The 24,675-nt window shown below is 64.9% G+C and carries 36 protein-coding genes; 19 read left to right on the forward strand and 17 right to left on the reverse strand.

Annotated elements, in window-relative coordinates; genetic code table 11:
• Positions 1–13: 13 nt before the first annotated feature.
• Both HYH08_RS26485 and HYH08_RS26490 read right to left on the reverse strand, forming a co-directional pair.
• Positions 14–274 carry a hypothetical protein gene (locus HYH08_RS26485; protein ID WP_220012772.1) on the reverse strand — a complete coding sequence of 87 codons (261 nt, stop codon included), beginning with the start codon at positions 272–274 and terminating at the stop codon, positions 14–16.
• A gap of 2 nt (positions 275–276) precedes the next feature.
• A complete protein-coding gene (locus HYH08_RS26490; protein ID WP_220012773.1) occupies positions 277–1,674 on the reverse strand; it encodes a carotenoid oxygenase family protein in 1,398 nt (465 codons plus the stop codon).
• Positions 1,675–1,782: 108 nt separating this feature from the next.
• On the opposite strand from HYH08_RS26490, the gene HYH08_RS26495 reads away from it, so the two are divergent.
• Together HYH08_RS26495 and HYH08_RS26500 are read left to right on the forward strand one after the other, a co-directional pair.
• Positions 1,783–2,514, forward strand: a complete 732-nt coding sequence (locus HYH08_RS26495) for a TetR/AcrR family transcriptional regulator (protein WP_220012774.1) — start codon at positions 1,783–1,785, stop codon at positions 2,512–2,514.
• 48 nt (positions 2,515–2,562) lie between these two features.
• Positions 2,563–3,171 carry a DUF6321 domain-containing protein gene (locus HYH08_RS26500; protein WP_220012775.1) on the forward strand — a complete coding sequence of 203 codons (609 nt, stop codon included), beginning with the start codon at positions 2,563–2,565 and terminating at the stop codon, positions 3,169–3,171.
• Here HYH08_RS26500 and HYH08_RS26505 read toward each other — a convergent pair.
• The gene (locus HYH08_RS26505; protein ID WP_220012776.1) at positions 3,168–3,773 is read right to left on the reverse strand and encodes a hypothetical protein; all 606 of its coding nucleotides are present in this window, start codon (positions 3,771–3,773) and stop codon (positions 3,168–3,170) included. The genes HYH08_RS26500 and HYH08_RS26505 overlap by 4 nt on opposite strands.
• A 160-nt stretch (positions 3,774–3,933) precedes the next feature.
• Here HYH08_RS26505 and HYH08_RS26510 point away from each other — a divergent pair, with 160 nt between their 5' ends.
• Complete coding sequence (locus tag HYH08_RS26510) at positions 3,934–4,488, forward strand: SET domain-containing protein (protein ID WP_220012777.1); 555 nt, start codon at positions 3,934–3,936, stop codon at positions 4,486–4,488.
• Between the two features lie 135 nt (positions 4,489–4,623).
• Here HYH08_RS26510 and HYH08_RS26515 read toward each other — a convergent pair whose 3' ends face one another.
• Together HYH08_RS26515 and HYH08_RS26520 are read right to left on the reverse strand one after the other, a co-directional pair.
• Positions 4,624–5,022 (reverse strand): hypothetical protein, encoded by a 399-nt coding sequence (locus HYH08_RS26515; RefSeq protein WP_220012778.1) that lies wholly within the window; start codon positions 5,020–5,022, stop codon positions 4,624–4,626.
• A gap of 32 nt (positions 5,023–5,054) precedes the next feature.
• Positions 5,055–5,285: a hypothetical protein gene (locus HYH08_RS26520; RefSeq protein WP_220012779.1), complete on the reverse strand. Its 231-nt coding sequence runs from the start codon at positions 5,283–5,285 to the stop codon at positions 5,055–5,057.
• Between the two features lie 121 nt (positions 5,286–5,406).
• Here HYH08_RS26520 and xylB point away from each other — a divergent pair, with 121 nt between their 5' ends.
• From xylB to HYH08_RS26555, 7 genes are all read left to right on the forward strand, one after another.
• Positions 5,407–6,852 (forward strand): xylulokinase, encoded by a 1,446-nt coding sequence (gene xylB / locus HYH08_RS26525; RefSeq protein WP_220012780.1) that lies wholly within the window; start codon positions 5,407–5,409, stop codon positions 6,850–6,852.
• A 126-nt stretch (positions 6,853–6,978) separates the two neighbouring features.
• Positions 6,979–8,502 (forward strand): sugar ABC transporter ATP-binding protein, encoded by a 1,524-nt coding sequence (locus tag HYH08_RS26530; RefSeq protein ID WP_220012781.1) that lies wholly within the window; start codon positions 6,979–6,981, stop codon positions 8,500–8,502.
• Positions 8,495–9,523, forward strand: coding sequence for an ABC transporter permease subunit (locus HYH08_RS26535; protein WP_220012782.1), 1,029 nt, complete (start codon positions 8,495–8,497; stop codon positions 9,521–9,523). The genes HYH08_RS26530 and HYH08_RS26535 overlap by 8 nt, the downstream gene beginning before the upstream one ends.
• Positions 9,524–9,623: 100 nt before the next feature.
• Complete coding sequence (locus HYH08_RS26540) at positions 9,624–10,571, forward strand: ABC transporter substrate-binding protein (protein WP_220012783.1); 948 nt, start codon at positions 9,624–9,626, stop codon at positions 10,569–10,571.
• A gap of 103 nt (positions 10,572–10,674) precedes the next feature.
• The gene (locus tag HYH08_RS26545) at positions 10,675–11,496 is read left to right on the forward strand and encodes a helix-turn-helix domain-containing protein (protein WP_220012784.1); all 822 of its coding nucleotides are present in this window, start codon (positions 10,675–10,677) and stop codon (positions 11,494–11,496) included.
• Positions 11,497–11,580: 84 nt separating this feature from the next.
• On the forward strand, positions 11,581–12,246 hold the full coding sequence (locus HYH08_RS26550; protein WP_220012785.1) for a DsbA family oxidoreductase: 666 nt from the start codon (positions 11,581–11,583) through the stop codon (positions 12,244–12,246).
• Between the two features lie 57 nt (positions 12,247–12,303).
• The gene (locus HYH08_RS26555; RefSeq protein ID WP_220012786.1) at positions 12,304–12,507 is read left to right on the forward strand and encodes a type II toxin-antitoxin system HicB family antitoxin; all 204 of its coding nucleotides are present in this window, start codon (positions 12,304–12,306) and stop codon (positions 12,505–12,507) included.
• 164 nt (positions 12,508–12,671) lie between these two features.
• Here the strand turns inward: HYH08_RS26555 and HYH08_RS26560 are convergent, their stop codons facing one another.
• Positions 12,672–13,883: a GNAT family N-acetyltransferase gene (locus tag HYH08_RS26560; RefSeq protein WP_220012787.1), complete on the reverse strand. Its 1,212-nt coding sequence runs from the start codon at positions 13,881–13,883 to the stop codon at positions 12,672–12,674.
• Between the two features lie 149 nt (positions 13,884–14,032).
• Between HYH08_RS26560 and HYH08_RS26565 the strand changes: the two genes are divergently transcribed.
• Positions 14,033–14,461 (forward strand): YeeE/YedE family protein, encoded by a 429-nt coding sequence (locus HYH08_RS26565; RefSeq protein WP_220012788.1) that lies wholly within the window; start codon positions 14,033–14,035, stop codon positions 14,459–14,461.
• A 4-nt stretch (positions 14,462–14,465) separates the two neighbouring features.
• A complete protein-coding gene (locus tag HYH08_RS26570) occupies positions 14,466–14,933 on the forward strand; it encodes a DUF6691 family protein (RefSeq protein ID WP_220012789.1) in 468 nt (155 codons plus the stop codon).
• A gap of 57 nt (positions 14,934–14,990) precedes the next feature.
• Here the strand turns inward: HYH08_RS26570 and HYH08_RS26575 are convergent, their stop codons facing one another.
• The 4 genes from HYH08_RS26575 to HYH08_RS26590 form a co-directional block, all read right to left on the reverse strand.
• On the reverse strand, positions 14,991–15,317 hold the full coding sequence (locus tag HYH08_RS26575) for a hypothetical protein (RefSeq protein ID WP_220012790.1): 327 nt from the start codon (positions 15,315–15,317) through the stop codon (positions 14,991–14,993).
• A gap of 118 nt (positions 15,318–15,435) precedes the next feature.
• Positions 15,436–15,906: a PaaI family thioesterase gene (locus tag HYH08_RS26580; protein ID WP_220012791.1), complete on the reverse strand. Its 471-nt coding sequence runs from the start codon at positions 15,904–15,906 to the stop codon at positions 15,436–15,438.
• Positions 15,903–16,499, reverse strand: coding sequence for a bifunctional transcriptional activator/DNA repair enzyme AdaA (locus HYH08_RS26585; RefSeq protein WP_220012792.1), 597 nt, complete (start codon positions 16,497–16,499; stop codon positions 15,903–15,905). Before HYH08_RS26585 ends, HYH08_RS26580 begins: the two co-directional genes overlap by 4 nt.
• 71 nt (positions 16,500–16,570) lie before the next feature.
• On the reverse strand, positions 16,571–16,975 hold the full coding sequence (locus HYH08_RS26590; protein WP_220012793.1) for a hypothetical protein: 405 nt from the start codon (positions 16,973–16,975) through the stop codon (positions 16,571–16,573).
• Positions 16,976–17,207: 232 nt separating this feature from the next.
• On the opposite strand from HYH08_RS26590, the gene HYH08_RS26595 reads away from it, so the two are divergent.
• Entirely contained in the window at positions 17,208–17,438 is a 231-nt protein-coding gene (locus HYH08_RS26595) for a hypothetical protein (RefSeq protein WP_220012794.1), read from the forward strand.
• A gap of 302 nt (positions 17,439–17,740) precedes the next feature.
• Here HYH08_RS26595 and HYH08_RS26600 read toward each other — a convergent pair whose 3' ends face one another.
• Entirely contained in the window at positions 17,741–17,989 is a 249-nt protein-coding gene (locus HYH08_RS26600) for a PilZ domain-containing protein (protein WP_349631465.1), read from the reverse strand.
• Positions 17,990–18,168: 179 nt separating this feature from the next.
• Here HYH08_RS26600 and HYH08_RS26605 point away from each other — a divergent pair, with 179 nt between their 5' ends.
• Positions 18,169–18,462 carry an HdeA family protein gene (locus HYH08_RS26605; RefSeq protein WP_220012795.1) on the forward strand — a complete coding sequence of 98 codons (294 nt, stop codon included), beginning with the start codon at positions 18,169–18,171 and terminating at the stop codon, positions 18,460–18,462.
• 113 nt (positions 18,463–18,575) lie between these two features.
• Here the strand turns inward: HYH08_RS26605 and HYH08_RS26610 are convergent, their stop codons facing one another.
• Complete coding sequence (locus tag HYH08_RS26610; protein WP_220012796.1) at positions 18,576–19,040, reverse strand: PaaI family thioesterase; 465 nt, start codon at positions 19,038–19,040, stop codon at positions 18,576–18,578.
• Between the two features lie 354 nt (positions 19,041–19,394).
• Here HYH08_RS26610 and HYH08_RS26615 point away from each other — a divergent pair, with 354 nt between their 5' ends.
• Together HYH08_RS26615 and HYH08_RS26620 are read left to right on the forward strand one after the other, a co-directional pair.
• Positions 19,395–19,688, forward strand: a complete 294-nt coding sequence (locus tag HYH08_RS26615; RefSeq protein WP_220012797.1) for a hypothetical protein — start codon at positions 19,395–19,397, stop codon at positions 19,686–19,688.
• A 106-nt stretch (positions 19,689–19,794) separates the two neighbouring features.
• On the forward strand, positions 19,795–20,049 hold the full coding sequence (locus HYH08_RS26620) for a hypothetical protein (RefSeq protein WP_220012798.1): 255 nt from the start codon (positions 19,795–19,797) through the stop codon (positions 20,047–20,049).
• Between the two features lie 20 nt (positions 20,050–20,069).
• On the opposite strand, the gene HYH08_RS26625 is transcribed toward HYH08_RS26620, so the two are convergent.
• Both HYH08_RS26625 and HYH08_RS26630 read right to left on the reverse strand, forming a co-directional pair.
• Positions 20,070–20,303, reverse strand: coding sequence for a DUF6894 family protein (locus HYH08_RS26625; RefSeq protein ID WP_220012799.1), 234 nt, complete (start codon positions 20,301–20,303; stop codon positions 20,070–20,072).
• Between the two features lie 184 nt (positions 20,304–20,487).
• Positions 20,488–20,676, reverse strand: a complete 189-nt coding sequence (locus HYH08_RS26630; protein ID WP_220012800.1) for a hypothetical protein — start codon at positions 20,674–20,676, stop codon at positions 20,488–20,490.
• A 230-nt stretch (positions 20,677–20,906) separates the two neighbouring features.
• Between HYH08_RS26630 and HYH08_RS26635 the strand changes: the two genes are divergently transcribed.
• Both HYH08_RS26635 and HYH08_RS26640 read left to right on the forward strand, forming a co-directional pair.
• Positions 20,907–21,290 (forward strand): phage terminase large subunit family protein, encoded by a 384-nt coding sequence (locus HYH08_RS26635; protein ID WP_228748080.1) that lies wholly within the window; start codon positions 20,907–20,909, stop codon positions 21,288–21,290.
• Between the two features lie 86 nt (positions 21,291–21,376).
• Entirely contained in the window at positions 21,377–21,616 is a 240-nt protein-coding gene (locus HYH08_RS26640) for a DUF2798 domain-containing protein (RefSeq protein ID WP_220012801.1), read from the forward strand.
• A 635-nt stretch (positions 21,617–22,251) separates the two neighbouring features.
• Here the strand turns inward: HYH08_RS26640 and HYH08_RS26645 are convergent.
• The 3 genes from HYH08_RS26645 to HYH08_RS26655 form a co-directional block, all read right to left on the reverse strand.
• Positions 22,252–22,419, reverse strand: coding sequence for a hypothetical protein (locus tag HYH08_RS26645; RefSeq protein WP_220012802.1), 168 nt, complete (start codon positions 22,417–22,419; stop codon positions 22,252–22,254).
• Between the two features lie 154 nt (positions 22,420–22,573).
• Positions 22,574–22,774, reverse strand: a complete 201-nt coding sequence (locus tag HYH08_RS26650; RefSeq protein WP_220012803.1) for a hypothetical protein — start codon at positions 22,772–22,774, stop codon at positions 22,574–22,576.
• Between the two features lie 335 nt (positions 22,775–23,109).
• The gene (locus tag HYH08_RS26655; protein WP_220012804.1) at positions 23,110–23,289 is read right to left on the reverse strand and encodes a hypothetical protein; all 180 of its coding nucleotides are present in this window, start codon (positions 23,287–23,289) and stop codon (positions 23,110–23,112) included.
• 197 nt (positions 23,290–23,486) lie between these two features.
• Here HYH08_RS26655 and recA point away from each other — a divergent pair, with 197 nt between their 5' ends.
• Positions 23,487–24,575, forward strand: coding sequence for a recombinase RecA (gene recA / locus HYH08_RS26660; RefSeq protein WP_018316624.1), 1,089 nt, complete (start codon positions 23,487–23,489; stop codon positions 24,573–24,575).
• The last annotated feature ends 100 nt before the right edge of the window (positions 24,576–24,675 follow it).

Below are 24,675 nucleotides of genomic sequence, written 5' to 3' on the forward strand. Positions count from 1 at the left end.
TCAAGCGAAATCTTTACAGTGTCAAAATTGTGTAGGCGACTTCCAAAAAGTGGAGTGTTGCAACGGCTTGGACGGCCACCTCGTCTGCCAATTCAGCCCAGGGCAGGCGGGCGAGCAGCGGCAGGGCGGCGACAATTGAGATGCCCGCGGCAAGCAGGATGCCGCCGTTGAAAATGGTCTGGCTCCGTCGCAGCCGGATCGCCTGGAATGCGATTGCGATGCAGGCAAGCGCAAGGACGGCGAGGCAGTCCGTGGTGATCGAGGGCATGTGCATGGCTACGCCGCGCCCACCCAATTGCCGTGGAAGCCATCGGGCACGCGGTGGCCAAGCTGCACCAGCGCGACGGGGCCGGCCTCGACATCGGTGGCGTTGAATACGGCGAGGTCGGTCCGGTTCTCGCGCGCGCGCCAGACTACGGCGAGAAGCCAACCGTCGCCTTCCACCGCATCTTTCGACCGTTCGACGAACACCGGCTCGGAGATGGTATCGCCGGCCGGCAGCAGATAATGGCCGAGCCGTCTGCCGTTGCCGTCGACATGCACGATGCCGGACAGCGCGCCGAACATCGGCAGCTTTGGATTGGCGCAGGCATACCAGCCGTGACGGCTCTTCAGGCCGGCGCGGCGATCGTCGATGCGGGGGAATTCCCCGGTGAGATCGTCCAGATAGATCTGCTGGAAGCGGTCGGTATTCCCCGCGAGATCAAAGGTCCAGCGGCAGTGGCGGGCGCGCGACTTCTCCGGATCGGTCGGCCGTCCGTCGGGATGCGGAAACAGCGGGGCTTCCTCGAACTGCATGACGTCGGCAATGATGCGATTGCCGTCCTCCCACGCATTCATGATGTGGAAGACGTAGCAGGCCTCACCGCGGAACCAGACGATGTCCTTTGCGGTGCCGCTGCGCTTCATCACGCCGACATAGGCGCCCTTGTCCGGCTCCCAGGCATAGGGCGGCCGTCCGCTCATCGCGCGCTCCGTGCTGCCGGTAATGGGCAGGATCGGAAACAGCACGTGGTTTTCGGTGACGATGAAGTCGTGCACCATGCTGGCATAGGGCGCTTCGAACCGCTCGAAGCGCACAGCCTTGCCTGTTGCGTCGATCGAACCGTAGGAGAGGGCGGGCGTCAGCGGGCCCGCGGCGTTGTAACCGAAGAACACCAGCTCACCGGTGACGGGATCGACCTTCGGATGCGCGGTGAAACTGCCGGCGACGCGGCCCTGGTAATTGTGATAGCCGCGCGTGGCCAGCGTGTCCGGCTCGATCTCGGTCGGCAGATGCGCTTCTTCCAGCGCCAAGAGCTTGCCGGCATGGAAGATGATGTTGGTGTTGGCGACGCCGCCATCGGTGAGGTCTTTCGGCGCATCCGGCAGCTTGCGACCGAAGCCGCCGAACAGCGCGCGACCAGCGTCGTGCTCGGCCAGCCATTTCGGCGTGCGGACCCAGCGGTTGCGATAGCTGGCGCGGCCGTTCTCGAGGCGGAAGGCGTGCAGCATGCCGTCGCCGACGAACCAGTGCGCGCCGGGCGCCTCGAACTGCGGATTGGGGCCGTTGCGATACAGCGTGCCGTTCAGCTCGCGCGGCAACTCGCCGATGATCTTGAGGAAGGGTGCGTCGGCCTCGAACGGAATCGGCGCGATGTTGTTGCGGCGCTCGCTGATGGCAGCCTGCTGCACGGCGTATCCCTCCCATTATCTTTACATCGTAAAGATCAAATAGCCGCGCCTGCAGTTCGGGTCAAGTGAAATCTTTACACTGTCAATATTGCGTCATATAGCTTGCAAATGGCCAAGACCGACACCAAGGGCGAAACCGCGCGAAGCGCGCGTGCCCCCCGACGAACGAAGGCGACCGCGGCATCGCGCCCGGCGCGCCGCGCGGCGAGCGCGAAAGCCGAGACGCCGTATCACCACGGCGCCCTCCGCGAGGCGCTGCTGCAGGCCGCCGAACGGGTGCTGGAGCGCGACGGGCTCTCCGGCCTGACGCTGCGCGCGGTGGCGCGCGAGGCAGGCGTCTCGCATGCCGCGCCGACGCATCATTTCGGCGATCTCACCGGGTTGCTGAGCGAGCTTGCAGCCGTCGGCTTCCGCCAGTTCAACGCCGCGATGGCCTCGTCCTGCGATGCCGCCACCACGCCGCTGGCGCGCGCGCTGGCACGGCCGAAGGCCTATGTCGCCTATGCGCAGGCCCATCCCGGCATGTACGGCATCATGTTCCGCACCGAACGCCTCGATTATTCCAGGCCTTCGCTGAACGAGGCGGCCGAGGCCTCTTTCGCGGGGCTCGCGAACGCCATCGGCGCGATGCGGCAGGAGCAAATCAGCGGTGACACGCTGACGCTGAACCAGGCCGCCGCGATCGCGCGCGCGTGGTCGATGGTGCACGGCTTCACCATGCTGCTGCTCGATGGCCGCCTCGAGGACATTTTGGGGCGGCTGCCGGAGGGGACCACGGCCGAACGCCTGCTCGAGGCAATGCTGACGGCGCCCGTCACGGGGAAGTTGTCCGGCCCCTGATTGACGGGCGCGCACGCAACCCTTGTCATGGTCGGGCGTTGACGCCGCATGGCAAGAGCTCCCTGGAAGCGCCAGAACCCGCGCAAGAGCGCCGGCAAGGCATCGAAGCATCTTACGCCCGCGCAGAAATCGGCGGCGAAGGCGCGCGCGCGCCGCGCGGGCCGCCGCTATCCAAACCTCGTGGACAACATGCGCATGGCAGCCAAGAAGACCTCCAAGGCCAAGAAACCCGCGAAGAAGAAATCCGCGAAGAAGTCTAAGAGGAAAACCGGCAAACGAGCTGCCAAAAGGACCGCGAAGTCCTCGCGCAAGCGCAGGGCCTCGGCAGGCGAAAAAGATCCGCGCGGAGGCCTGACCGCAGCCGGCCGCAAGGCCTTTGCGCGCAAGCAGGGTGCGCATTTGCGGCCGGGCGTGACCAAGAACGAGTCCGAGATGACGCCGCAGGAGATGCGGCGGAAGGGAAGCTGGGCGGTGCGCTTCTATGGCCGCGCCAAGCTGCCGCCGCTGGTCGATGCCAGGGGGAGGCCGACACGCCACGCTCTCTCGGCGCATGCCTGGGGCGAGCCGGTTCCGAAGACGGTCGCGGCGGCGAGGCGCATCGCCGCAAAGGGCGAGCGATTGCTCGCGCGATATCACCGTATGAAAGGGAGGGCTTAGCGCATCCTCGCCAGCTCCACGGCGCGGCCGCTGGTGCCAACAATCTTCACCTCGTCCTTGCCGCAGGTGAAGCTTCGCGCGAAATCGTCCGCAGCCTTGCGGGCCAGTTCATTGGCATTCGGGTTGGCGATCGCATCGACATAGGCGACATGGCAGACCGGGCCGGGCGGCAGCCGGGTCACGACCAGCATGGCCTTGGTGTTCGGCCGTCCCCGGCTGTCGGGATCGTCGCTGTCGGCGATGTGCCAGCGCTGGATGATGGCGAACGGCTTCGCGCCCGACGCGCGCCATTCGACCGTGGTCTCCGATGAATTGAACGGGCCGAACCACACCTTTGCCACCGGTTCCTCCGCGGCGACCTTGCGATTGCGACCGACCGAGACGACCTCGCGCAGGTCGTCCTCGGCGATCAGCACCATCAGGCCGTCCTTGCCCGGACAGATGCGCGTCGTGCTGCCGTCGAGCTCGCTGGGCTTGCCGATCTGGCGGCAGTCCTTCGCTGCGGTGGAGGTATAGGTGCTGCCTGGCGATTGAGCGTCCGCATTGCTGGCGTTCACGCAGGCAAGCAGCAGGGCCGGGCAAATGAACGCAATACGCCTCATAATGACGCCTTGATGATGCGGGAACTCTCTTCCTATGACGTCTTGATTGTGGGCAAGGTTCAAACAGGGCCGGGACAGGCCTGACAGTGGCGCGGAATCGTTCTAGAAGAGCAGCTTCCGCCTGCGCTCATCGCGCGTCGTTCGCGTCACCATATCGATCATGCCAGCCATCGCTCCCCGCAAATCCTACCGCGTCGGCCGTTCCAAGACCGGGCTCGGCCTCTTCGCCACCATGCCGATCAAGAAGGGTACCCGGATCATCCGCTATTTCGGACCGATCCTGGATTCGCGCATTCCCGAGCATGACGCGATCGAGAACAAGTACCTGTTCGAGGTCAACAACCGCTGGACCATCGACGGCTCGGTGCGCAAGAACCTCGCGCGCTACATCAATCATTCCTGCCGGCCCAACGCCGAGTCCGACGTCCGTCCGCGTGAGCGCAAGGTCTTCATCCGCGCCATCAAGAACATCGAGCCGGGCGACGAGATCAACTACGATTACGGCACCGACTACTTCAAGGCCTATCTGAAGCCGATCGGCTGCAAATGCCCGTCCTGCGAGGCCAAGCGCAAGAAGCAGCGTGCCGAGGCCCGCGCCGAACGCGCCAAGGTGAAGGCGCGTGCCGAACGCAAGGCCAAGAAGGCCGGCACCAAGGCTGCCAAAAAGAAGAAGCTCAACGGTCACGCTTTCGCCAAGGCCCGCGCACGCGCTTAATTCCTGCTGTCATTCCCCGCGAAGGCGGGGAATCCAGTACGCCGCGGCCTCTCCGTATCCAACTGACTTCTCGGAATACTGGGTCGCCCGGTCAAGCCGGGCGACGGCACGCCAGTGTGAGGGGCTCGGTTGGCCTCACGCTGCCACTGCACTCCCGCTCCTTCGCAGTCCCACATATTGCAGCTCGGCGAACGCGCCCGTGGCGATCGCCTGGGCCACGACCATGAGTTCGCCGGCAAGGTTCGGTGACACCGCGCCCGAGAGCAGCAGCGCGATGCTGCCCACCGTCCAGGCGGCGTTGCCGATGACGACCAGCAGCACCAGCGGCTTTGCCACCGCGGTGCGCGAGGCGAGCCAGCCGACGAGCAGCGTGTAGGCGATCAGGAACAGGCCGGTCTCGCGCAGCAGCGCTTCCGGCAGGTTGAACAGCGCGGCGAATGCGCCGGTGCCGAAGGTGAAGCCGAGCGCAGCAATGCCGCTGAAGATGGCGTCGGCGAGCAGGGCGCGGCGCAGGAAGGTGGATGCATCGATCATCGTAAGTCTCCTTGGTTGAGCTCGGGTGGAACTCAGAGCAGCCCGCGCCAGAAAGCGCGGAGCAGGCGGGCGAGGCGGAACGGACAGAGGCTCCTGCCGACGCTGTGCTCGAAGGCTGTAACTCGCGCGACCACATAGTCGCCGGTCGAATGCACAAGCGGCTCCGGCATGTTGAGGCTGCGCGCCAGCATGCGGGTGGCGAAGGGCACGGCCCAGGGCAGCAGGTGGTCTGCGATCGTCCGGTAGAGCAGCAGCGCGATCATGGTCATCTCCTGTTGCGACGGAAGATGCGCGCAGCCCGGGCCCAAATCGATTACCTCGCGGGTAAGCGGGCAACCGAGCCTGCCTTGACGCGATCAGGCTTGTTGGATTGATTGGGCCACCATGTATCTCGGCATCGATCTCGGCACTTCGGCGGTCAAGACCGTTCTCGTCGACGGCGCCCAGCGCGTGATCGCAAGCGAGAGCCGGGCGCTCGCCACCGCCTCGCCGCGATCAGGCTATTCCGAGCAGGATCCCGCGCAGTGGATTGCGGCGACCTTTGCGACACTCGATGCCTTGAAGGCGTCGCATGGAAAAGAGCTGGCCGTGGTCGAGGGGATCGGCCTGTCCGGCCAGATGCATGGCCCCACGCTGCTCGATGCGGGCGGAACGCCACTGCGGCCCTGCATCCTCTGGAACGATGGACGCTCCGCCACGGAGTGTCGCATTCTCGAACAACGCTGGCCCGGCTTGCGCGCGACCACCGGCAACAAGGCGATGCCCGGCTTCGCGGCACCAAAGCTGCTCTGGATCGCGGCGCACGAGCCCGAGATTTTTGCGGCCACGAAGCTCGTGCTGCTTCCCAAGTCCTATCTGCGCCTGGTCCTGAGCGGTGAGGCGATCGAGGACCTCTCGGACGCGTCGGGATCGCTGTGGCTCGACGTCGCGCGCCGCGATTGGTCCGATGCCGCGCTGGCCGCGACCGGCCTGTCGCGTGACCACATGCCACGTCTGGTCGAAGGCTGCATGCCGGCAGCGACACTGCGTGGCGAACTCGCGCAGCGCTGGGGCATGATCCGGCGGCCGGTCATCGCCGGCGGCGCCGGCGACAATCCGGCTGGCGCTGTCGGCATCGGCGCGATCATGCCGGGAACCGCGTTCATTTCGCTGGGAACCTCGGGCGCCCTTCTGGTGCCGACCAGCAGGATCGCTGCCAATCCCGATCGCGTGGTGCACACGTTCTGCCACGCCATCCCCGACATGTGGATCCAGGCCGGCGCGATCCTCTCGGCCGCCTCGTGCCTCGCCTGGGCCTCCCGCCTGTTCGGCGTCGCCGAGGCGGAACTGCTGGCGCCGCTTGGGGCGCGACCGCTGGCGCCGTCGCCCGTGAGCTTTCTGCCTTACCTTGCGGGTGAGCGGACGCCGCACGATGATGCCGCCGTGCGCGGCCTGCTCGATGGCTTGAGCCACGGCACCGATCGGAGCGCGATCGTGCAGGCGGTGCTCGAAGGTGTCGCCTTCGCACTCGTGGATTGCCGCGACGCGCTCGCCGATGCCGGCCTTGTGGTGACGGAAGCCGACGTCATTGGCGGCGGTTCGCGGTCGGCGTTCTGGCTGTCAGTGCTGGCAAGCGCGCTGAATGTTCCAATCCATCGCTTTGCCGCAGGCGAAACCGGCGCGGCGTTCGGTGCGGCGAGATTGGGGCGGCTTGCTGTCACCGGCGAGGCAATTGACGCGATCTGCACGCCGCCGCGACGTGTCGAGACGTTCGAGCCTGACCGCGCACTCGTCGCTGCCTATGCCGAACGGCTTCCCGCCTGGCGCGAACTGTATCGGCCGCGCCACTAGCGGCCTTTCGGTGTCGCGTTCCCGCCGGTTCGGTATTGCCCTGTGCTGCGGCGTTTTGTTTAATGCGTGAACCGCGCTGACAAAAAGAGACGCGGGTGGGAAACGCATTGTGCGCCGGGAGGCACGATGAACGATCCGATCCTCGAGATGCGCGGGGTTTCGAAGACCTTCTTCGGCATCAAGGCGCTGCGCGCGGTCGATCTCACCGTCTATGCCGGCGAAATTCACGCGCTGATGGGGGAGAACGGCGCCGGCAAGTCGACGCTGATGAAGATCCTGTCCGGCGCGTACCGGCCCGATCCCGGCGGCGAGATCCGTATCGAGGGCAGGCCGGTGCGGATCGAAGGCCCGCTCGGCGGCCGCGCCGCGGGCATCTCGATCATTTATCAGGAGCTGTCTTTAGCCCCCAATCTCAGCGTGGCGGAGAATATTTATCTCGGTCGCGAGATATCGCGTTCGGGCTTGCTGGCGCGCGGCGCCATGCGCGAGGGCGTTGGCCCGATCCTGCAACGGCTCGGCGCGGACTTCCTGCCATCGACGCTGGTGGCGCATCTGTCGATGGGCCAGCGCCAGCTCGTCGAGATCGCGCGTGCGCTGCACGCGAGGTCGAAGATATTGATCATGGACGAGCCGACCACGGCGCTGTCGGCCGGCGAGAGCGAGCGGCTGTTCGCGCTGATCCGCCAGCTCCGTGCCGAAGGGCTCGCAATCATCTACATCTCGCATCGCATGGATGAGGTTTATGCGCTCGGCGACCGCGTCACCGTGCTGCGCGATGGCCGGCTGGTCGGCTCGCTCGACAAGCCCGAGATCCGCGCAGACGCCATCGTCCGGATGATGGTCGGGCGCGACGTCTCCTCGTTCTACAAGAAGGATCACGATCCCGAGGCGGGGCGGGGACATCCCGTGCTCACTGCAACCGACATGTCCGACGGCCGGCGCGTCAAGGGCTGCTCGCTCACGGTGCATGCCGGCGAGGTCGTCGGGCTTGCCGGCCTGATCGGCGCGGGACGCACCGAGCTTGCCCATCTCATCATCGGCGCATCGCCGAAGATTTCGGGCCGTCTCGAGATCGAGGGGCGTCCGGTCGAGATCCGCACGCCCGGCGAGGCGCTCGAGGCCGGCATCGCCTATCTGACCGAGGACCGCAAGGCGCTCGGCTTGTTCCTGGACATGTCATGCCTCGACAACATCAATCTCGCGGTGCTCGGGCGCGATGCCTGGCTCGGCGGGTGGCTGGATCGCGACAAGGCGCGCGAGCGCGCCGACCGGGCCTTCACCGGCCTCAGCATCCGCGCCGCCAATGTCGGCGTCAATGTCGGCGCGCTCTCCGGCGGCAACCAGCAGAAGGTGCTGCTCTCGCGGCTTCTCGCCATCGCGCCAAAGGTCCTGATCCTCGACGAGCCGACCCGCGGCGTCGATGTCGGGGCCAAGTCGGAAATCTATGCGATCATCGACAATCTGGCCAAGTCCGGCACCGCTATCCTCGTCATCTCGTCCGACCTGCCGGAGATCATCGGCATCTGCGACCGCGTCATCGTCATGCGGGCCGGGCACATCGCAGGCGAAATCAGGCGCGAGGCGACCGCGCCGCTGAACCAGGAAGACATCATGGCGCTGGCGACTGGCATGGAGCAGCTCGATGCATGACGGTTCCACGCGGGCAAAGCCGGACTCCGGCGCTGCGGCTGCGGAGAGCAAACGTCAGCGTGTGCGGGTCCTGATCCGTGCCGCGGGCATGCTGCCCGTGCTGTTGATTCTGTGCATCGGTTTTCATTTCCTTTCCGATGGACGCTTCTTCACCGGGCAGAATCTCGGCATCGTGTTGCAGCAGGCTGCCGTCAACACCGTGCTGGCCGCTGGCATGACCTTCGTCATCCTCACCGGCGGCATCGATCTGTCGGTAGGCTCCATCCTCGCTGCGTCCGCGATGGCGGGCTTGACCATCTCGAAGCTGCCCGAGCTCGGTGCGCTCTGGCTTCCGGTGGCGGTGCTGACCGGCCTCGGCTTCGGCGTGATCAACGGTGCGCTGATCGCGTTGCTCCGTCTGCCGCCTTTCATCGTGACGCTGGGCTCGTTGACCGCCGTGCGCGGTCTCGCGCGGCTGCTCGGCGCCGATACCACCGTATTCAATCCGTCGATTCCCTACGCCTTCATCGGTAACGGCTCGTTGACACTGATCCCCGGCGTGATCTCGATTCCCTGGCTGTCGGTGATCGCCTTGCTCGTCATCCTCGTGTCGTGGCTTGTGCTGCGCCGGACCGTGCTCGGCGTGCACATCTACGCGGTCGGCGGCAATGAGAGCGCGGCGCGGCTCGCCGGCATCAAGGTCTGGGCCGTGCTGATCTTCGTCTATGGCGTGTCCGGGCTTTTGGCCGGTCTCGGCGGCGCCATGCAGGCGGCGCGACTTTACGCGGCCAACGGTCTTCAGCTCGGCCAGTCCTACGAACTCGACGCGATCACCGCGGTGATCCTTGGCGGCACCTCCTTCGTCGGCGGCATTGGTTCGATCTGGGGCACCCTGGTCGGTGCGCTGATCATCGCGGCTCTGTCGAACGGCCTCATTCTCACCGGCGTCTCCGATATCTGGCAATACGTGATCAAGGGCCTGGTGATCATCGGCGCCGTGGCGCTGGACCGCTATCGGCTGCAAGGCTCCGCTAGAACCTGAACGGCTCGGCGCGCGGCTGAGTTTGGCTCGCGCGATGTGAACTTCCGATACGGCAACTGGTCTGCCGTGCCGGGATGAAGAGAGACCAGGGAGGAAGCCAATGTTCAAGACGATCACGCTCGCTGGCGCCGCGACGGCGCTCGCCCTCAGCACCGCGCCGTCCTTCGCCAAGGAGCTCAAGTCGATCGGTGTCTCGCTGGGATCGATGGGCAACCCGTTCTTCGTCGCGCTGTCGAAGGGCGCCGAATTCGAGGCCATGAAGACCAATCCGAATGTGAAGATCACCACGGTCGGGTTCGAATACGACCTCGGCAAGCAGGTCACCCAGATCGACAATTTCATCGCCGCCGGCGTCGACCTGATCCTGTTGAACCCCGGCGATCCCAAGGCGATCGGGCCGGCGATCAAGAAGGCACAGGCGGCAGGGATCGTCGTCGTCGCGGTCGACACCGCGGCTGAAGGCGCCGATGCCACGGTGACCACCGACAACGTCCAGGCCGGCGAGATCTCCTGCCAATACATCGTCGACAAATTGGGCGGCAAGGGTGACGTCATCATCGAGAACGGACCGCAGGTCTCCGCCGTGATCGACCGCGTCACCGGCTGCAAGAACGTCTTTGCGAAGAATTCCGGCATCAAGGTGCTATCCAGCGACCAGGACGGCAAGGGCTCGCGCGAGGGCGGCCTCACCGTCGCGCAGGGCTATCTGACGCGCTTCCCCAAGATCGACGCCATCTTCGCCATCAACGATCCCCAGGCGATCGGCACCGATCTTGCGGCACGCCAGCAGAACCGCAGCGGGATCGTGATCACCGCGGTGGACGGCGCGCCTGACATCGAGGCCGCGCTGAAGGATCCCGCGGCTGCGCAGATCCAGGCATCGGCCTCGCAGGACCCGTTCTTCATGGCGCGGCGCGCCGTGCAGGTCGGTGTCGGCATCCTCAATGGACAGAAGCCGGCCTCGACCGTCGAGCTGTTGCCGTCCAAGCTCGTCACCCGGGACAACGTCGCCCAGTACAAGGGGTGGACGTCGGACCGCTCGCAGTAGCCGCTCCGCTTCCTTGCCGGCTCAATCGGTTGGCGGCGCTGGGGGCCATTCCATTACCTCATGGGTAATGGATGGGCCGAAATCCGCATGCTAGGTGTTGGCCATGAATGCACACGTATCCACGGCACGCACCGAGCGCAGCCAGCCGGTTCATATCGGCGATCATCTGCGCGAATGGCGGCAGCGCCGCCGCATGAGCCAGCTCGATCTCGCGAGCGAGGCCGAGATCTCCGCGCGGCATTTGAGCTTCGTCGAGACCGGCCGCGCCGCGCCCTCGCGCGACATGGTGCTGCGGCTCGCCGAGCGCCTCGAGGTGCCCCTGCGTGAACGCAACGTGCTGCTGGTCGCCGCAGGCTTTGCGCCGGCCTTTCCGCAGCGTCCGCTGGAGGATCCCGCCTTGAAATCAGCCCGCCAGGCGATCGATCTTGTGCTCAAAGCGCACGAGCCTAATCCCGCGCTGGCCTATGACCGGCATTGGAATCTCGTGACCGCCAATCGTATGGTGGCGCCGCTGCTCGAGGGCATTCCGGAGCGGCTGCTCGGCCAGCCCTTCAACGTGCTCAGGCTCGCCTTCCACCCCGAAGGGCTGGCGCCGCGCACGGTCAATCTCGCGGAATGGTGTGCGCATCTGCTGGAGCGGCTGCACCGGCAATGCGAGGCCACCGCTGATCCCGAGCTGATCAAGCTCTATAACGACCTCAAGAGCTATCCGATTCCGGCGCGCTCGGTGCCGCTATCGAACGACAATGTCGCCATCCCCTTCAAGCTGCGCCTTCACGGAGAGATACTAAGTTTCTTCTCCACCACCATGGTGTTCGGCACGCCCGTGGACATCACGCTATCGGAGCTGGCGCTGGAGACGTTCTTTCCGGCCGACGAGCGCACAGCTGAGCGGCTGAAGCAGATGGCCGCAGCCATATCCTAGCTGCCTTGTCCTGGCGCTCTTGCCTCACGCCCCGATCGGCTTATCTTTGGGCGAACCTTGAAACGCCCGAAGGAGGCGCCTGTCATGAGCACCCTGAAACCGCTTCAGATCGACGTCGTCTCCGACGTGGTGTGCCCCTGGTGCTATATCGGCAAGCATCGCATCGAAAGTGCGCTGGCGCTGGTGCCCGAGGTTCCCGTCAAGTTGAATTTCCGTCCCTTCTTCCTCAATCCCTGGGTGCCGCGCGAGGGCATCAGCCGTGAGGAATATCTCACCAAGAAGTTCGGCTCGGTCGAGGCCTACAAGGGCATCGCAGGCCGCGTCGTCGCGGCGGCTGGCGAAGAGGGGCTGCTCTACAAGCCCGAGCTGGTCGCGCGCCAGCCCAACACCACCGATTGCCATCGCCTGATCCTCTGGGCCGAGGCGATCGGCAAGGCGCCCGAGATGAAGCAGCGCCTGATGGAGCTCTACTTCCGCGACGGCGGCGATCTCACCGACGTCAACGTGCTGGTGCAGGCGGCCGCCGATATCGGCCTCGATGCCGACGACGTGCGCAAGCGTCTGGCCACGGACGAGGACGTCGCGCGCGTCTCGGCCGACGCGCAGGAAGCCGCCGAGAAGGGCATCTCCGGCGTGCCGACCTACGTTTTCGCGCAAAAATATGCCGTGTCCGGCGCGCAGGATCCGAACCTGCTCGCCCGCGCCATCCGCCAGGTCTCGGCGGAGATCAACGCGCAAGCGGCGGAGTAGGCTCCAGAGGTTGAATATGTCGGCAGCTTGGGCGACTATTCGGGTTGAGAGGTCGACATGAAGATCAAGATTGTCGTGCACGAGGCTGAAGAAGGAGGCTTCTGGGCCGAAGTCCCGGCCATCCCGGGCTGCGCCACCGAGGGCGACACCATGGATGAGCTCATGGCCAACCTGCGCGACGCGGTCGAGGGCTGCCTGTCCGTCGAAGTCGCGCCGCCAGAGCCGGGCGGTACCGAGCGAATGTTGGAATTGCCCGCATGAAGTCTGTCTCCGGCCGGGAGTTCGCAAGAATTGTCGAACGCCATGGCTGGAGCTTACTTCGCATCAGTGGAAGCCATCACATCTATGGAAAGGCGGCAGCATCGTGCGTCTTTCCATACCGATTCACGGCAACAAACCGATGAAGGCCGGGCTGCTGCGTCACCTCATGAAGATGGCAGAGCTCTTGGACGCAGACCTGTAGCCCGCAGCTTCCGGATCGCGTGAACGATAAGTCGCGCCGTCTCGTGCACGAGGCGCTGCGTCAACAGGGCCGCGTGAATCAACGCCACCACCGGATCGTTCCGCCGCAGCGGGATCAAGACGTCGCCGATCGCAAAGCGCCCGCGCCAGATCGGGTTGATCATGGGGTGATCCGCGCTTGCCGTGGAATCGGCACTCGCAACGGTGGGATCGGCGCAGAGGTGGCGGGTGAGGTCGAGCGTCAGCTGCACGCCCGGCGAATATTTCGCAAAGCGTTCGTCGATGCCGAGCTTGAAGAAGAAGGCGCGGTCCTGGTGACGCAGCACGATTCCGGCCGCGACCGCCGTCGTGCCGGCGCTTAGCGTGATGATCTCGCACTGCGCCGTTTCCGCCAGCGCCGCAACGGCGCGGCGGATGAAGGCGGCATCGCCCGCGTGCTGGACCAGGGCGGTGCCGCGTTTGCCCTTCCAGCCGCTGGCTTCGAGCTGCAGGAATGTTTCGAGCGCGGGCCTGATCTCGTCAGGCTTGCGCGCGACCTCGAACATGACGGGGCCGTGCTCTTCGAGCCGATGGCGCTGACGGCGCAGCTCCTTGAGCTTCTTGGTGCCGAGCGCACCGCGCAGCAGCGTCTCGCCATCCTGCGTCGCGTCGAGGCTGGCGCGAACATAGGAGGAAAGCACGCGCGGCTTCAGGCCGTCGCGATGGAGAGCTTCGTTGAGCGCGTTCATCGCCGCGCCGTCGAGCGCGACGTCGTTCAGCACGAGCGCATGCGCGCCGGCCGCGCGCGCCTGCTGCAACAGCTGCGTGGCTGCCTCGGTCGCGGCGTCGCTGTCGATCAGCGGGCTGCACAGCGTGCCATAGGGCTGCGCGCTCACCAGCGCGGGCAGGGGGATTTTCCAGGCGCGCCAGAGCGAGATCACCGGCATCAGGCCGATCAGCCGCTTCGAGGATCGGTCGAATGCGGGCAGTGCCGAGGCCGAGGTGCGGCCGCGCGCGGTGGCGCTGACGGCAAGCTCCCAACCGGGCAGGTAATATCCGTTCGGCTCGACCACCCGCTGTGCCAGCGCGCGCCATTGGCAGGGGTCGATTGCGGTGAGCGGGACGCGCGCGCGCGCCATCGCGGCATCCTTTGCAGATGCCGGATTGACCGCTGCCTGATGCGCGATGTCGACCACGTCCCGTCGTCCCCGTTCAGGAGACCATGCTTACCGCAAAGATTGGAAAATACCGTTGGGGCGTCGCTTCAATTCGAGTGATATTGTTAACGTTTCATTGAGCATGCGGGCGGCAGATCGCCCGGCGCTCTCGATCCGGAGGGGTCACGATGATTGCCACGCCTTTCACGCCGATTGCGTCGCTCCTCGGTGGTGCGCTGATAGGGCTGTCCGCCGTGCTGCTGATGTGGGCGACGGGACGGATTGCCGGTGTCAGCGGCATCGCGGCGCGGCTGTTTCCGCCCTATGAGGACCGTGAACTCGCCGGCCGGCTCGCCTTCGTCACAGGCCTCATCGCCGCGCCCATTCTGGTGCGTCTCGTCACCGGAAGCCTGCAGGCGCAAACCGTCGCAGCGGCAACACCGGTGCTGATCGTCGCAGGATTGCTCACCGGCTTTGGCTCGGTGTGGGGCAACGGCTGCACATCCGGCCATGGCGTCTGCGGCCTGTCGCGCCTGTCGGTGCGCTCGCTGGTTGCCACCATCACCTTCATGGCGACGGGCGCCGCAACCGTGTTCATGATACGTCACTGGAGCTGAGCCGATGGCAATCCTCATTCAATTCGCGATCGGCATGATCTTCGGTCTTGGCCTCATCATCTCCGGCATGTCGAACCCGGCCAAGGTGCTGAATTTTCTGGACGTCGGCGGCATTCCCGCAGGCACATGGGATGCGAGCCTTGCCTTGGTGATGGTGGGCGCGGTGGCCGTGACCTTCATCGGCTTCAGACAGGTCCTGAAGCTCACACGTCCGTTCTTCGCCGAACGCTTCTATGTCCCGACGCGCACGGACATCGATCCCAGGATTATCGTTGGCCCAGCCATCTTCGGCGTCGGCTGGGGATTGGCCGGCTTCTGCCCAGGGCCTGCACTCACCGCACTTGGATTCGGTTCAACGTCGGCCTTCATCTTCGTCGCCGCGATGTTCACCGGCATGGTGCTCGCGCGCTTCATCGCCAATCTTCCGTTATCTCCGCGCATCGTCACGCCGGCCGATCCGCTGGAAAGCTGACATGAGCAGGACCGGGCGAGTTGCCTCGCCCGTTCCCGTCCATCATCGTTTCATCGATTACCAGCGATCGCCGACACCGACGCCTACGCTGACGCCGGGCGCGCGAATGCCGACGCCGGCACGCGGACCATCATCCCAGTCGCGATAGGTGCGGCGCTCATAGTAACGTTCGCGCGGCATGGTCGCGTAGGAGTCGCGCACGATCACGCGCGAGCCGCCACGGGTGCGATAGCAATTGCCGGCGTCATCGCAGACGAGCCGGACTTCCTGAACGAGCGTGGGATCGGTGTATTCGCTGGTCGTGTAGATGTCGGCGGCCTTTGCGCCGCTCGCCGCAGCGAGAGCCCCGACACCAGCCAGCAGTGCAATCGTCAAATTCTTCATCCTGTCCTCCTCCGAAACTGCCCTCGGCGGTAACAAGAAAGGGAGGCGGCGATCGTTCCGGGCGAAATGCAGGATTTTCCCGGAACCGCACGTCTGGTGGCGCCTGTTCCTCCAAGCATCAGGTCGGGAAGATGAGGCACGTCGTCGTGCCATGGGCGAGCAATCGGCCCGTGGCATCCGTCACGCGTCCGTCGGCCGTTCCAATGCGACGGCCGCAATTGAGGACCTTGCCCTCGGCCTTGATCGGGCCGGTCTCTGGCGTGACTGGTCGCAGCAGCGAAATCTTGAACTCGAGCGTGGTCTGACTGATCCCCTTGTCGAGCGTCGATTGGATCGCCAGCCCCATGCAACTGTCGAGCAAGGTGGCGGTGAGGCCGCCATGCACCGTGCCTGCCGGGTTGAGGTGAGCGTTGGTTGGCACGAGCGTGACGACGACCCGGCCATTCTCCGCCTCGACGACATCATAGCCGAGGGTCTGCGCGATCGTGTTGAGGGGCAGCGTGCCGTCCGCAAGGCCCTGGACGAATTCAAGACCGCTCATGGCTTGCTGCCGTTCGGCGTCGACTGTGCCGTAGCTCCTGATGTTCATCGTGATGTCCTCTTCACCCGTTTTCGAACCTTCGCCTTCTGGTCTTCGCGAAACGCCGAAGGCGGCCGGCCGTAAAGCTGTGTGAACGCCGTCCTCATGCGCCGCGCGCTCGAGAAGCCGCTGCGTTCGGCAACGGCCTCGATCGGAAGATCGCTGGAATCCAGCAAGCGCTTGGCGCGCTGGACGCGCAGCGACACCGCCACTTGCAGCGGTGAAGCTTCGAGATGCCGGGCAAACAGGCGCGTCAGATGACGCGGACCCACGCCCAATCGTTCGGCCAGGCGATCCACACCGCCGCGGTCGAGCTCACCGGCCTCGATCAAGGCCAGCGCGCGTTCGACCGTCGTCCGCGTGCCCTTCCAGGCAGGACAGAATGGCGCGGTTTCCGGACGGCATCTGAGGCAGGGGCGGAATCCGTCGCGCTCGGCGGCAGCGGCGCTGCGAAAGAATTTGACGTTGCGTGCGAGCGGCGTTTTCGCCGGGCAAACGGGACGGCAGTAGATTCCCGTCGTCTTGACCGCGACGAAGACGACGCCGTCCATGGCGGCGTCGCGGCGGCGAAGGGCCTGGTAGCTTGCATCGAACTCCAGCATGGCCTCGCTATAGCGGCCGAAGCCGAGCGGCGCGAGCCCGATCCGATGACCGCGTCTGAAAACGGCCGAAGCTAGATCGGCTCGTAAGTCTCGGTGCCGCAGATATCGTCAGCTTCCGCGCGGCGGCGATCGATGACCTTTCCGCCGTTGATGGTCAAGATGTAGGTCTGCGGGCCGAGCGAGGCGCCGGTTGCCGAGGTGAGCTGTGCGCGGACGCAGGCCGTCCAGCCCGGTCCGCGCACCTCGCGATGCGGCGGGGCGACGTGCACCTCGCGGGGATTGGACGTGTTCAGGAAGACGACGCCGATCTGCTCGCGCACCACGCGCTTGACGTCGGGGGGCGGTTCGGGCGGCGGCTGCTCGGCCTCCTTGATGCGCATGAACTCGGGCAGCGGCGCCCGGCTGTCGGCAAAGCCGCAGGCCCCGAGCGCGAGCGCGCCGGCCAGCAGCGCCAGATGGGCAATAATCCGTAACATCCGTGAAGGTCCCCCGCGGGCCAACAGATAGACACGAATGCGATCCGGCGAAGACCGGGCCGATCAAGATTTGCTGAGCGCAAGATCTCCTGAAGGCAATACCTTCGGAAGGCAACGCTTTTGGAAGGCAATACTTTCGGAAGGCAATACTTTCGGAAGGCTTGGGACCCGCGGAATTTGCTATTACGGCATGGCAGGCTAGTTTGTACCCCAGAAGAGGGGGATTGCACCAATGAGGATTTTGGTCATAGCGGCTGCGGTGCTGGCGCTGGCCGGCGGATCGGCCCAAGCCCAGATGGGCGCCGGCAGCAAGCGCCAGGGCAATGCGCCGAAGGCCGACAACACGCCCAAGGTCGACGAAAAGGCCTACAAGGCCGCGCTCGAGCGCATCCCAGAGCCCAAGGAAAAGTACGATCCGTGGAGCGGGGCGCGTCCGAGCGAACCCGCCAAGAAGCCCAAATGACGTGAGGCCGGCTTTGCGGGCACGCCTATGTCGCGATCGTCGCCGGCGGTCGCTCCGAGGCTGAGACCTCGATCGGCGACAGCGTCATTGCGTTCCGCCTGGTGCAGCCGGCCGGGGGGCCGTCATTATCGTCGCGCACGATCGATCGTCCGGGCGGACGATGCTTCACTGCATCGGCGGCGCTCGCGCTCGTGTTCATCGCACTCCTGATCGCAGGGCAGCGCTGGCGTCGCAATCGTCGTCTCGCACGAGCATGACGCGCATCGCGGGCGCAATGCGAACGACCATTCACACCGTATGGACTACTGTACGAAAGCGAGGCCGATGCGCTTGTCGTTGCGCCATACTTCGCGGCAATTCCGCACAAAATTGTCGCGCGCGATCGCAAGCGTGAAGCATTGCGGCAATGTGACGGAGGCGTCGAGGTCGATTGCGGCGCCGCCTTCCGACATGTTTCGTACCGTGCACGCGATGCCGCTGCTTTCAAAGGTGAGCGTTCCACCCTTGAAAACACGGTGCCGCTGCGTTGTCCGCCTCTCGATCATCCGCATTAATCCATCGTGACGATTGTGAATTAGTGCATAGAAATTACGTTGAACTAAACTCAATACTGGCGCTACTTGTGCAGCGCTTCAGACTTCGTTTACGACGTTGAAGCGGCGAGTCACTTCCGCCGAGTTTTACCCCGCAAGCCTTTCCTTTATGGCGTTACGCGCCGATGGAGATTCCGATGAAGACCACGCTTTCGCTTCTGTTCGCCGCAGCGCTCTCGCTGACGTCGATGCCCGCCCACGCCGTCAAGTGGGACCTCTCGACCATGACCTGCAAGCAGTTCCTCGAGAGCGGCGAAGACAACATCGCGGTCGTGCTGACCTGGATGGACGGCTGGTACAAGGGCGACGAGGACAACGCGATCATCGACACCGAGGTGTTCATCGAGAACGCCAAGAAGTTCGGCGCCTATTGCGGAAAGAATCCGACCGTCAGCGTCGTGACCGCAGCCGACGAGATCCTCGGCAAGTAATTGTGCCGATTGAAGCGCGGACGCAATTCGCGCCTCAGTCTCTTATTTCGATGCAGAAGTGATGGCGAGCCGCGGGGCGCTTTGCGCGCTCACGCGGCTCTTTTTAAGGATCTTCAGCCGGGCAGCATCGCGAACGCGCTCGACACCATCGCCACCTGCTTGTTGTCGGACGCCGAGAGCAGCGTGACGCGGCCAAAGCTCATGGTGCGTCCGAGCCGCACCACGCGCGCATCGGCGAGCACGTCCGAGGAGGAGACCGCGCGCATGAAATGCGTGGTCTGGTCGACCGTCGTCATCGGACGATAGCCGCGGTTGGCGGCAAGGTTTGCGATCACCATCGCGGTGTCGGCGAGCGCCATCAGCGCCTGGCCGCACACCACACCGCCGTTGCGGCAGAGCCGCTCCGCGAACGGCATGCGCAGCAGCGCGCCGGGCTGCCAGTCCGGCGCATCCGCGGGCGGTATGTGCTCGAGCTGCTCGACGGAGAGGTTGAGCTCCTGGACCCAGGGCGCAAAGACCTCGCCGAGGATGCGTCTGGCATCGTCGATGCCGAACTCGGCTTCTGGCTGCGATGGCATTGCTGTCGTTCCCTCCATTGTTGCCGGATGTTTCGGCCATTCTGCGCGGATCGGCGCGGCAAAGTCACCCGGTCCGGTGCCGGTCCGGTCGGCTTGAAAATGCCTGACTTGGCCCGGTATGATGCCATGCTTGGGAGCGGGTGGACGATGTTGCGTAGGTATGTCGTGGTGTTTTGGCTGGTGGCGCTCGGCCTGGTGCTGAACGGGTGCACCCGATGCGGCCCGATCTGGGACGATTGGCTGCACGGCCCGAAATCGTGCCGATCGGACCGGCTCTAGCGGCAAAGCCGGCCGGTTGACAGGGACGACACGGCGCGGTTGATCCGCCCCTGATGGATGATCAAGGAGTGAGTGATGAAGCTTTTCCGTATGGCGGCGGTGCTGGCCGTGCTGGCGGGACCGGCCTACGCGCAAATGCCCAATATCAATTTGCTGCAGGAAGGCCCGGGCAAGACCCCCGAGGAGAAGGCTGCCGATGCCGAGCGTGACAAGGCCTACAAGGAAACGCTGAAGAAGATTCCGGACGCCAAGGCCTCCAACGATCCCTGGGGCGGCATGCGCTCAGATCCGGCGACGAAGCCGGCCGCGCCGAAGGCGTCGACCGCCTCCAGCGCGCCGAAGAAGAAGTCCGGCACGACTGCGAATTGATCGTAAGGCCCGAGCGGGGGGCGTTGACGCCTCCGGATCGGGACTCCACTTCGCCCCGGCCGCTCCCTACATTGCTGATCGAGTATTGCGTAGAGGAGGGCGGATCATGGCCGATCGTCCGCGGGATCTTGCCGAGCGGATGGCGCGCCGGCGAAAGATCGCCGGCAAGCCGGCGATGCGCGGCGGCGACGGCTATGTGCGCGAGACCTTCACGCTGCCGCGCGCAGCGGCGCGGGCGAGGGCGGAGGCCTTCTTCGCCCGCTATCCCAAGGCCGGTTATATGAGCATGGTCGAGACTTGGTGCGAGCTGCCGGGCGGCGACATCGAATTCACCATGCGGCGGCTGCCGAGCGCTGATTGAGCCCTAGTCGAGGTTGAGCCCTAGTCGAGACTCTCGGCGACGATGCGGATGCGGAACACCGGCTCCTTGGCCTCGTCCAACAGCTCCATGTGCCATTCGGAATTTTCCTGGAGCTTGCGGGCAATTCCGGCCGCCATGTCGGCGCAGACCCTGGTCATCTCTTTCCATGCCGAATCGCGATCGGCAAATTGGGTCGCTTGGTCCGCACAGCCGGAATAGCCGCCGTTCCGGATTCGAAAGAAATAGCGCGGCATGGCCGGTCCCGGTCACCTGATGGCCCGCCCTCCAGGGCCTGGGACCGCTAGTCCAATCCCAAACCCGCGGCAGATCAATTCCGGTCGGCTACGGACGACCGGCGGAGGCGCTTCCCCGCCGCCGAGCGGCACTGCGCGCTACGGTGCACCGGGATACCGGCCCAGCCCAGCGGGGCCGTGTCCTTCAAGCCGTCTTGCGCCCGATGGCCTTCAGCTCCCGATCGATCCGCAGTTGCACGCGCCGGATCGCCAGCAGATCGATCTTGATCTCGGTCTTGCCGGTCTTGACCTGCTCACCGATGCGGAACTGCCACTGCCAGATCCCGGGAATTGCCGTCTTGGCGACGGTGAACTCAACGCCCCTGTGATTCATGGTCACCTCCCCACGATTCACCTTCCACACTGCACAACATGTTGGGCATCACAATATTCCCGGGACAAGCAAAATCTGCCGGTAAGCCCTAGATAGTTCACGGAAATCTGGAAAACGCGCGAGCGCCGAAACAAACGAAATCGAATTCCGAAAGAAGCCGGCGACGCGAGGCGGTGCGGACCCTCCGGCCCCCCGTCGGATGCGACCGGCGCGGCCGAGGAACTCTGTTCATGGTCGGAGAACCACGGGCTGATGGACGACGCGCTCATTCGAAAGAACCGGCGGGGTGTGCTCTTTTCCACTTTTGCGTGCGCTCCGACTATGCTCTGCTCAACCTTGAAGGGACATCGGAGGGGCAGGGTGTGAACTGGCTGAGGCATCTTGCGCTGCGCTGGGGGGCGCGGAATTTCTCACTGGTCTGTCCGCATTGCCGGCACCCGGCATCCTCGCCGACGTTCCGGCGCGGGCGCTACATGCTCGGCGACGAGAAGCTCGTCTGCGAAGCGTGCGGCGTGAGCAGCCTCGTCACCTTCTGGCGCTTTGAAGGATTGTCGTGCGGCGCCGATCGCATCGAAGCGCCACGCGCCGAGCCGCTGCCGAACTCACGGCACTGATCGGGCACCGTCCCAAATCCATCGCGATGCAAAGTGACGGCATGTGCCTTGCTTGCGCCGACGGCGGCAGGCAACACGGAACCATCATGCTCGGCATTCCCCGCCGCTACAGTCATTTCGTCTTCGGCGTGATCCAGTCCGGACTGACCTCACTGATCGCGGCGGGCATCGCCAGCTTTCCCGCCGATGATGCGATGCTCTTCATCAGGCACTGGATGCTGTCATGGCTGATCGCGTGGGCCGCGATGCTGCCGGTGGTGCTGCTGGCGGCGCCCGCGATCCGCGCCTTCTCGCTGCGGCTGACGCGGGAGGAGCAAGCCTCGTGAACCGCCGGCAGGCATGAAAAAACCCCGCCTGGGGAGAGCCAAGCGGGGGAGAAGGTTATTGGAGGCTGAGGTGCTGGGCTGCAACACCATAGCCAACCGACCCTAGCGGTCCGAGCTTACGACAGCCTGACAACGCCCGACGATCGCGCTCGCCGCAAAATAGAAAACCCCGCTCGGGGGGAGAGCGGGGTTTTCGACTGGGTATGGAGGCCCGGTGTTGGCCCACCGGACGAGGCAAGTCTAGAAGAACAGGCTTACGGGCGCCTGACGGCCGCCGAAAGCTTCGCACCAGCCAGGCCGCAGACTGGCCCCGCACCGGTCCCAATTCGGCCACCCGATCGGACCACTCACGACACAGCCGCAGGCGAGATTCCGTTCCGCGAGGCGCAGCCATGGGGGAAACGTGGCGCGCCGGAAGCGGGGTGGCATCATGGATAAGGTCGAGCGGTCATTCGCCGCCGCGACGGCGGCTGGCTTCGTGGTCCTGGTGATCGGACTGGCGCTGTTGGCGCTGCTGTAGGGCGCGCGCCGGGGAACACCGGGCGCCCGCCAAAAATTTGAAAACAACCCCATGCACAGTAGACCGCTGCGCGGTTTCGCTGCGGAATCAACGGCCCCCGAGGCCGATGCCGGTCTCAGTGAACCTTGATCGCATCCAGCGGCAGATGCAGCTCGGCGGCACGCTCCTGGCGATCCTTCCTGCGGAACTCGTTTTCCTTCCGCTCGAACTTGACCATCTCCTCATGCGCCGCCTCGAGCAGAGAATTGCGCCTGGTCGCTTCGTGTTGCGTGCTTTCCGTCATGACCGAGATTCCCATTGTTGCGCTCGTACCCGAGAGAAGGCCGATAGCCGCGCAAAAGTTCGATGCCGCAGGATTACGGACTCATGACGGCAACCCGGCTGCGCGTCCTTGATGCGCGTCAGCCTCCCGCGGAAAACAGGCGAGCGGCGCGCGACTATTTCGGCGGCCGAAGCCCGGGCGATCCCGCCCAGTCGTGCAGATGATTGGCGACGTCGGCCTGGCGCGCCTTCTTGAGCAGGGCGTCCCGCTCGGGGCCCGCCGGCAGCTTTGCAGCGTCCGCCTGAACCTGCTTCACCCATGCCGACAGTCGATCCTGAAGGGTCAGCTTGTGCTTGAAACGGCGCCGTTTGAACACGGCACGCTCCTTTCCGGAAGAGGAAGGCGGGAGCGCAATCGGCGTTCTCATCACCGATAATGGCCACGATCCGTGCGGTGATGATCGATTAAGACCCATCGGCCGATTCCGGTCTGTCCATTTGTGCACACAGCGCCCATGGCGGACGGCCGCATCGGGCTCAATTTTTGCGGAGGGGCGGAAGCACGGCCGGACGCCATCCAAAGCAAGCTTGAGAACCGACGTCGTGTCTCCTCCAGAGGTTGTTCGAAAAAGCGCGCGGTCCCTGGCGGCCGGCTGAACTCTGTCGTCCCCGGCTGGTTGGCCGGAGCAACTGCGATGATCGGCTTCTCAGCTCAGGAGGGTTCACCGTCATTGAGGATGGTGCGGACGCGTTCGACCCCGATCTCCCGACCGTCCATGTCGCGAATTTTTGCGCCATCGGGCGCATCCCGGAGGCTGTCATACAATCTGATCGCCTCGGTCAGCGTCGGCACGACGACCAGGAACGAGCCTGCTTGGATCTGGTACGGCATAGGTAAAATATGCCGCCGTTTTCGGGCCGCGACTGTTCACAAGGGTACAGAGGGCGGCGGCTAAATCCGGTGAGTGGACAAATCGGCGAAAGAACATATTGCGAACAGAGAACAGATGGTGTACATTGTTTTTATCGACGACCCGCCGCCAATCGTTTGTCCCGCACCCGAATCCTCGCCATAAGGAGCACGACCCAATGTCCGCCACTGCCCTGCGTATCGTCGAAGGATCTTCCATGGACAAGAGTAAAGCCCTGGCCGCCGCGCTCTCACAGATCGAGCGCCAGTTCGGCAAGGGCTCGGTGATGAAGCTCGGCAAGAACGACCGGTCCATGGACATCGAGGCGGTGTCGTCAGGCTCGCTCGGGCTCGATATCGCGCTCGGTATCGGCGGCCTGCCCAAGGGGCGCATCGTCGAGATCTACGGGCCGGAATCCTCGGGCAAGACCACGCTGGCGCTGCATACCGTTGCGGAAGCGCAGAAGAAGGGCGGCATCTGCGCCTTCATCGACGCCGAGCACGCGCTCGATCCGGTCTATGCCCGCAAGCTCGGCGTCAACATCGACGAGCTGCTGATCTCGCAGCCCGACACCGGCGAGCAGGCGCTGGAAATCTGCGACACGCTGGTGCGCTCGGGCGCGGTGGACGTGCTGGTGGTCGATTCGGTCGCGGCGCTGGTGCCGAAGGCCGAGCTCGAAGGCGAGATGGGCGATGCGCTGCCGGGTCTTCAGGCGCGATTGATGAGCCAGGCGCTGCGCAAGCTGACGGCGTCGATCAACAAGTCCAACACCATGGTGATCTTCATCAACCAGATCCGCATGAAGATCGGCGTGATGTACGGCTCGCCCGAGACCACCACCGGCGGCAACGCGCTGAAGTTCTATGCCTCCGTCCGCCTCGACATCCGCCGCATCGGCGCGATCAAGGAGCGCGACGAAGTGGTCGGCAACACCACGCGCGTCAAGGTCGTCAAGAACAAGCTGGCGCCGCCCTTCAAGCAGGTCGAGTTCGACATCATGTACGGCGAGGGCGTCTCCAAGATGGGCGAGATCCTCGATCTCGGCGTCAAGGCCGGCATCGTCGAGAAGTCCGGCGCCTGGTTCTCCTATGACAGCCAGCGCCTCGGCCAGGGCCGCGAGAACTCGAAGGCCTTCCTGAAGGCCAATCCCGACATCACCGCCAAGATCGAGACTTCGATCCGCCAGAACTCCGGCCTGATCTCCGAGCAGATCCTGGCCGGCACCCCCGAGAGTGACGCCGACGGCGAAGAGCCCGCGGACGAGTAAGCCGCAAGTCGGAGTTTCGCGAGGAGCGGGCGCTGAGGACGTTGAGTTGCCGACGTCGTCAGCGCCCGTTTCTTTTTATGTGTGCGTTGTCTTATGTGTG

Origin of the sequence: Bradyrhizobium sp. BR 10289 (assembly GCF_019455385.1) — a bacterium.
Lineage (GTDB): Bacteria > Pseudomonadota > Alphaproteobacteria > Rhizobiales > Xanthobacteraceae > Bradyrhizobium.

Coding starts and splice junctions, on each gene's coding strand:
- HYH08_RS26485 (WP_220012772.1), bottom strand. CDS start 274: ATGCACATGCCCTCGATCACCACGGACTGCCTCGCCGTCCTTGCGCTT.
- HYH08_RS26495 (WP_220012774.1), top strand. CDS start 1,783: ATGGCCAAGACCGACACCAAGGGCGAAACCGCGCGAAGCGCGCGTGCC.
- HYH08_RS26500 (WP_220012775.1), top strand. CDS start 2,563: ATGGCAAGAGCTCCCTGGAAGCGCCAGAACCCGCGCAAGAGCGCCGGC.
- HYH08_RS26505 (WP_220012776.1), bottom strand. CDS start 3,773: ATGAGGCGTATTGCGTTCATTTGCCCGGCCCTGCTGCTTGCCTGCGTG.
- HYH08_RS26510 (WP_220012777.1), top strand. CDS start 3,934: ATGCCAGCCATCGCTCCCCGCAAATCCTACCGCGTCGGCCGTTCCAAG.
- HYH08_RS26515 (WP_220012778.1), bottom strand. CDS start 5,022: ATGATCGATGCATCCACCTTCCTGCGCCGCGCCCTGCTCGCCGACGCC.
- HYH08_RS26520 (WP_220012779.1), bottom strand. CDS start 5,285: ATGATCGCGCTGCTGCTCTACCGGACGATCGCAGACCACCTGCTGCCC.
- xylB (WP_220012780.1), top strand. CDS start 5,407: ATGTATCTCGGCATCGATCTCGGCACTTCGGCGGTCAAGACCGTTCTC.
- HYH08_RS26530 (WP_220012781.1), top strand. CDS start 6,979: ATGAACGATCCGATCCTCGAGATGCGCGGGGTTTCGAAGACCTTCTTC.
- HYH08_RS26535 (WP_220012782.1), top strand. CDS start 8,495: ATGCATGACGGTTCCACGCGGGCAAAGCCGGACTCCGGCGCTGCGGCT.
- HYH08_RS26540 (WP_220012783.1), top strand. CDS start 9,624: ATGTTCAAGACGATCACGCTCGCTGGCGCCGCGACGGCGCTCGCCCTC.
- HYH08_RS26545 (WP_220012784.1), top strand. CDS start 10,675: ATGAATGCACACGTATCCACGGCACGCACCGAGCGCAGCCAGCCGGTT.
- HYH08_RS26550 (WP_220012785.1), top strand. CDS start 11,581: ATGAGCACCCTGAAACCGCTTCAGATCGACGTCGTCTCCGACGTGGTG.
- HYH08_RS26555 (WP_220012786.1), top strand. CDS start 12,304: ATGAAGATCAAGATTGTCGTGCACGAGGCTGAAGAAGGAGGCTTCTGG.
- HYH08_RS26565 (WP_220012788.1), top strand. CDS start 14,033: ATGATTGCCACGCCTTTCACGCCGATTGCGTCGCTCCTCGGTGGTGCG.
- HYH08_RS26570 (WP_220012789.1), top strand. CDS start 14,466: ATGGCAATCCTCATTCAATTCGCGATCGGCATGATCTTCGGTCTTGGC.
- HYH08_RS26575 (WP_220012790.1), bottom strand. CDS start 15,317: ATGAAGAATTTGACGATTGCACTGCTGGCTGGTGTCGGGGCTCTCGCT.
- HYH08_RS26580 (WP_220012791.1), bottom strand. CDS start 15,906: ATGAACATCAGGAGCTACGGCACAGTCGACGCCGAACGGCAGCAAGCC.
- HYH08_RS26585 (WP_220012792.1), bottom strand. CDS start 16,499: ATGCTGGAGTTCGATGCAAGCTACCAGGCCCTTCGCCGCCGCGACGCC.
- HYH08_RS26590 (WP_220012793.1), bottom strand. CDS start 16,975: ATGTTACGGATTATTGCCCATCTGGCGCTGCTGGCCGGCGCGCTCGCG.
- HYH08_RS26595 (WP_220012794.1), top strand. CDS start 17,208: ATGAGGATTTTGGTCATAGCGGCTGCGGTGCTGGCGCTGGCCGGCGGA.
- HYH08_RS26600 (WP_349631465.1), bottom strand. CDS start 17,989: ATGCGGATGATCGAGAGGCGGACAACGCAGCGGCACCGTGTTTTCAAG.
- HYH08_RS26605 (WP_220012795.1), top strand. CDS start 18,169: ATGAAGACCACGCTTTCGCTTCTGTTCGCCGCAGCGCTCTCGCTGACG.
- HYH08_RS26610 (WP_220012796.1), bottom strand. CDS start 19,040: ATGCCATCGCAGCCAGAAGCCGAGTTCGGCATCGACGATGCCAGACGC.
- HYH08_RS26615 (WP_220012797.1), top strand. CDS start 19,395: ATGAAGCTTTTCCGTATGGCGGCGGTGCTGGCCGTGCTGGCGGGACCG.
- HYH08_RS26620 (WP_220012798.1), top strand. CDS start 19,795: ATGGCCGATCGTCCGCGGGATCTTGCCGAGCGGATGGCGCGCCGGCGA.
- HYH08_RS26625 (WP_220012799.1), bottom strand. CDS start 20,303: ATGCCGCGCTATTTCTTTCGAATCCGGAACGGCGGCTATTCCGGCTGT.
- HYH08_RS26630 (WP_220012800.1), bottom strand. CDS start 20,676: ATGAATCACAGGGGCGTTGAGTTCACCGTCGCCAAGACGGCAATTCCC.
- HYH08_RS26635 (WP_228748080.1), top strand. CDS start 20,907: ATGGTCGGAGAACCACGGGCTGATGGACGACGCGCTCATTCGAAAGAA.
- HYH08_RS26640 (WP_220012801.1), top strand. CDS start 21,377: ATGCTCGGCATTCCCCGCCGCTACAGTCATTTCGTCTTCGGCGTGATC.
- HYH08_RS26645 (WP_220012802.1), bottom strand. CDS start 22,419: ATGACGGAAAGCACGCAACACGAAGCGACCAGGCGCAATTCTCTGCTC.
- HYH08_RS26655 (WP_220012804.1), bottom strand. CDS start 23,289: ATGCCGTACCAGATCCAAGCAGGCTCGTTCCTGGTCGTCGTGCCGACG.
- recA (WP_018316624.1), top strand. CDS start 23,487: ATGTCCGCCACTGCCCTGCGTATCGTCGAAGGATCTTCCATGGACAAG.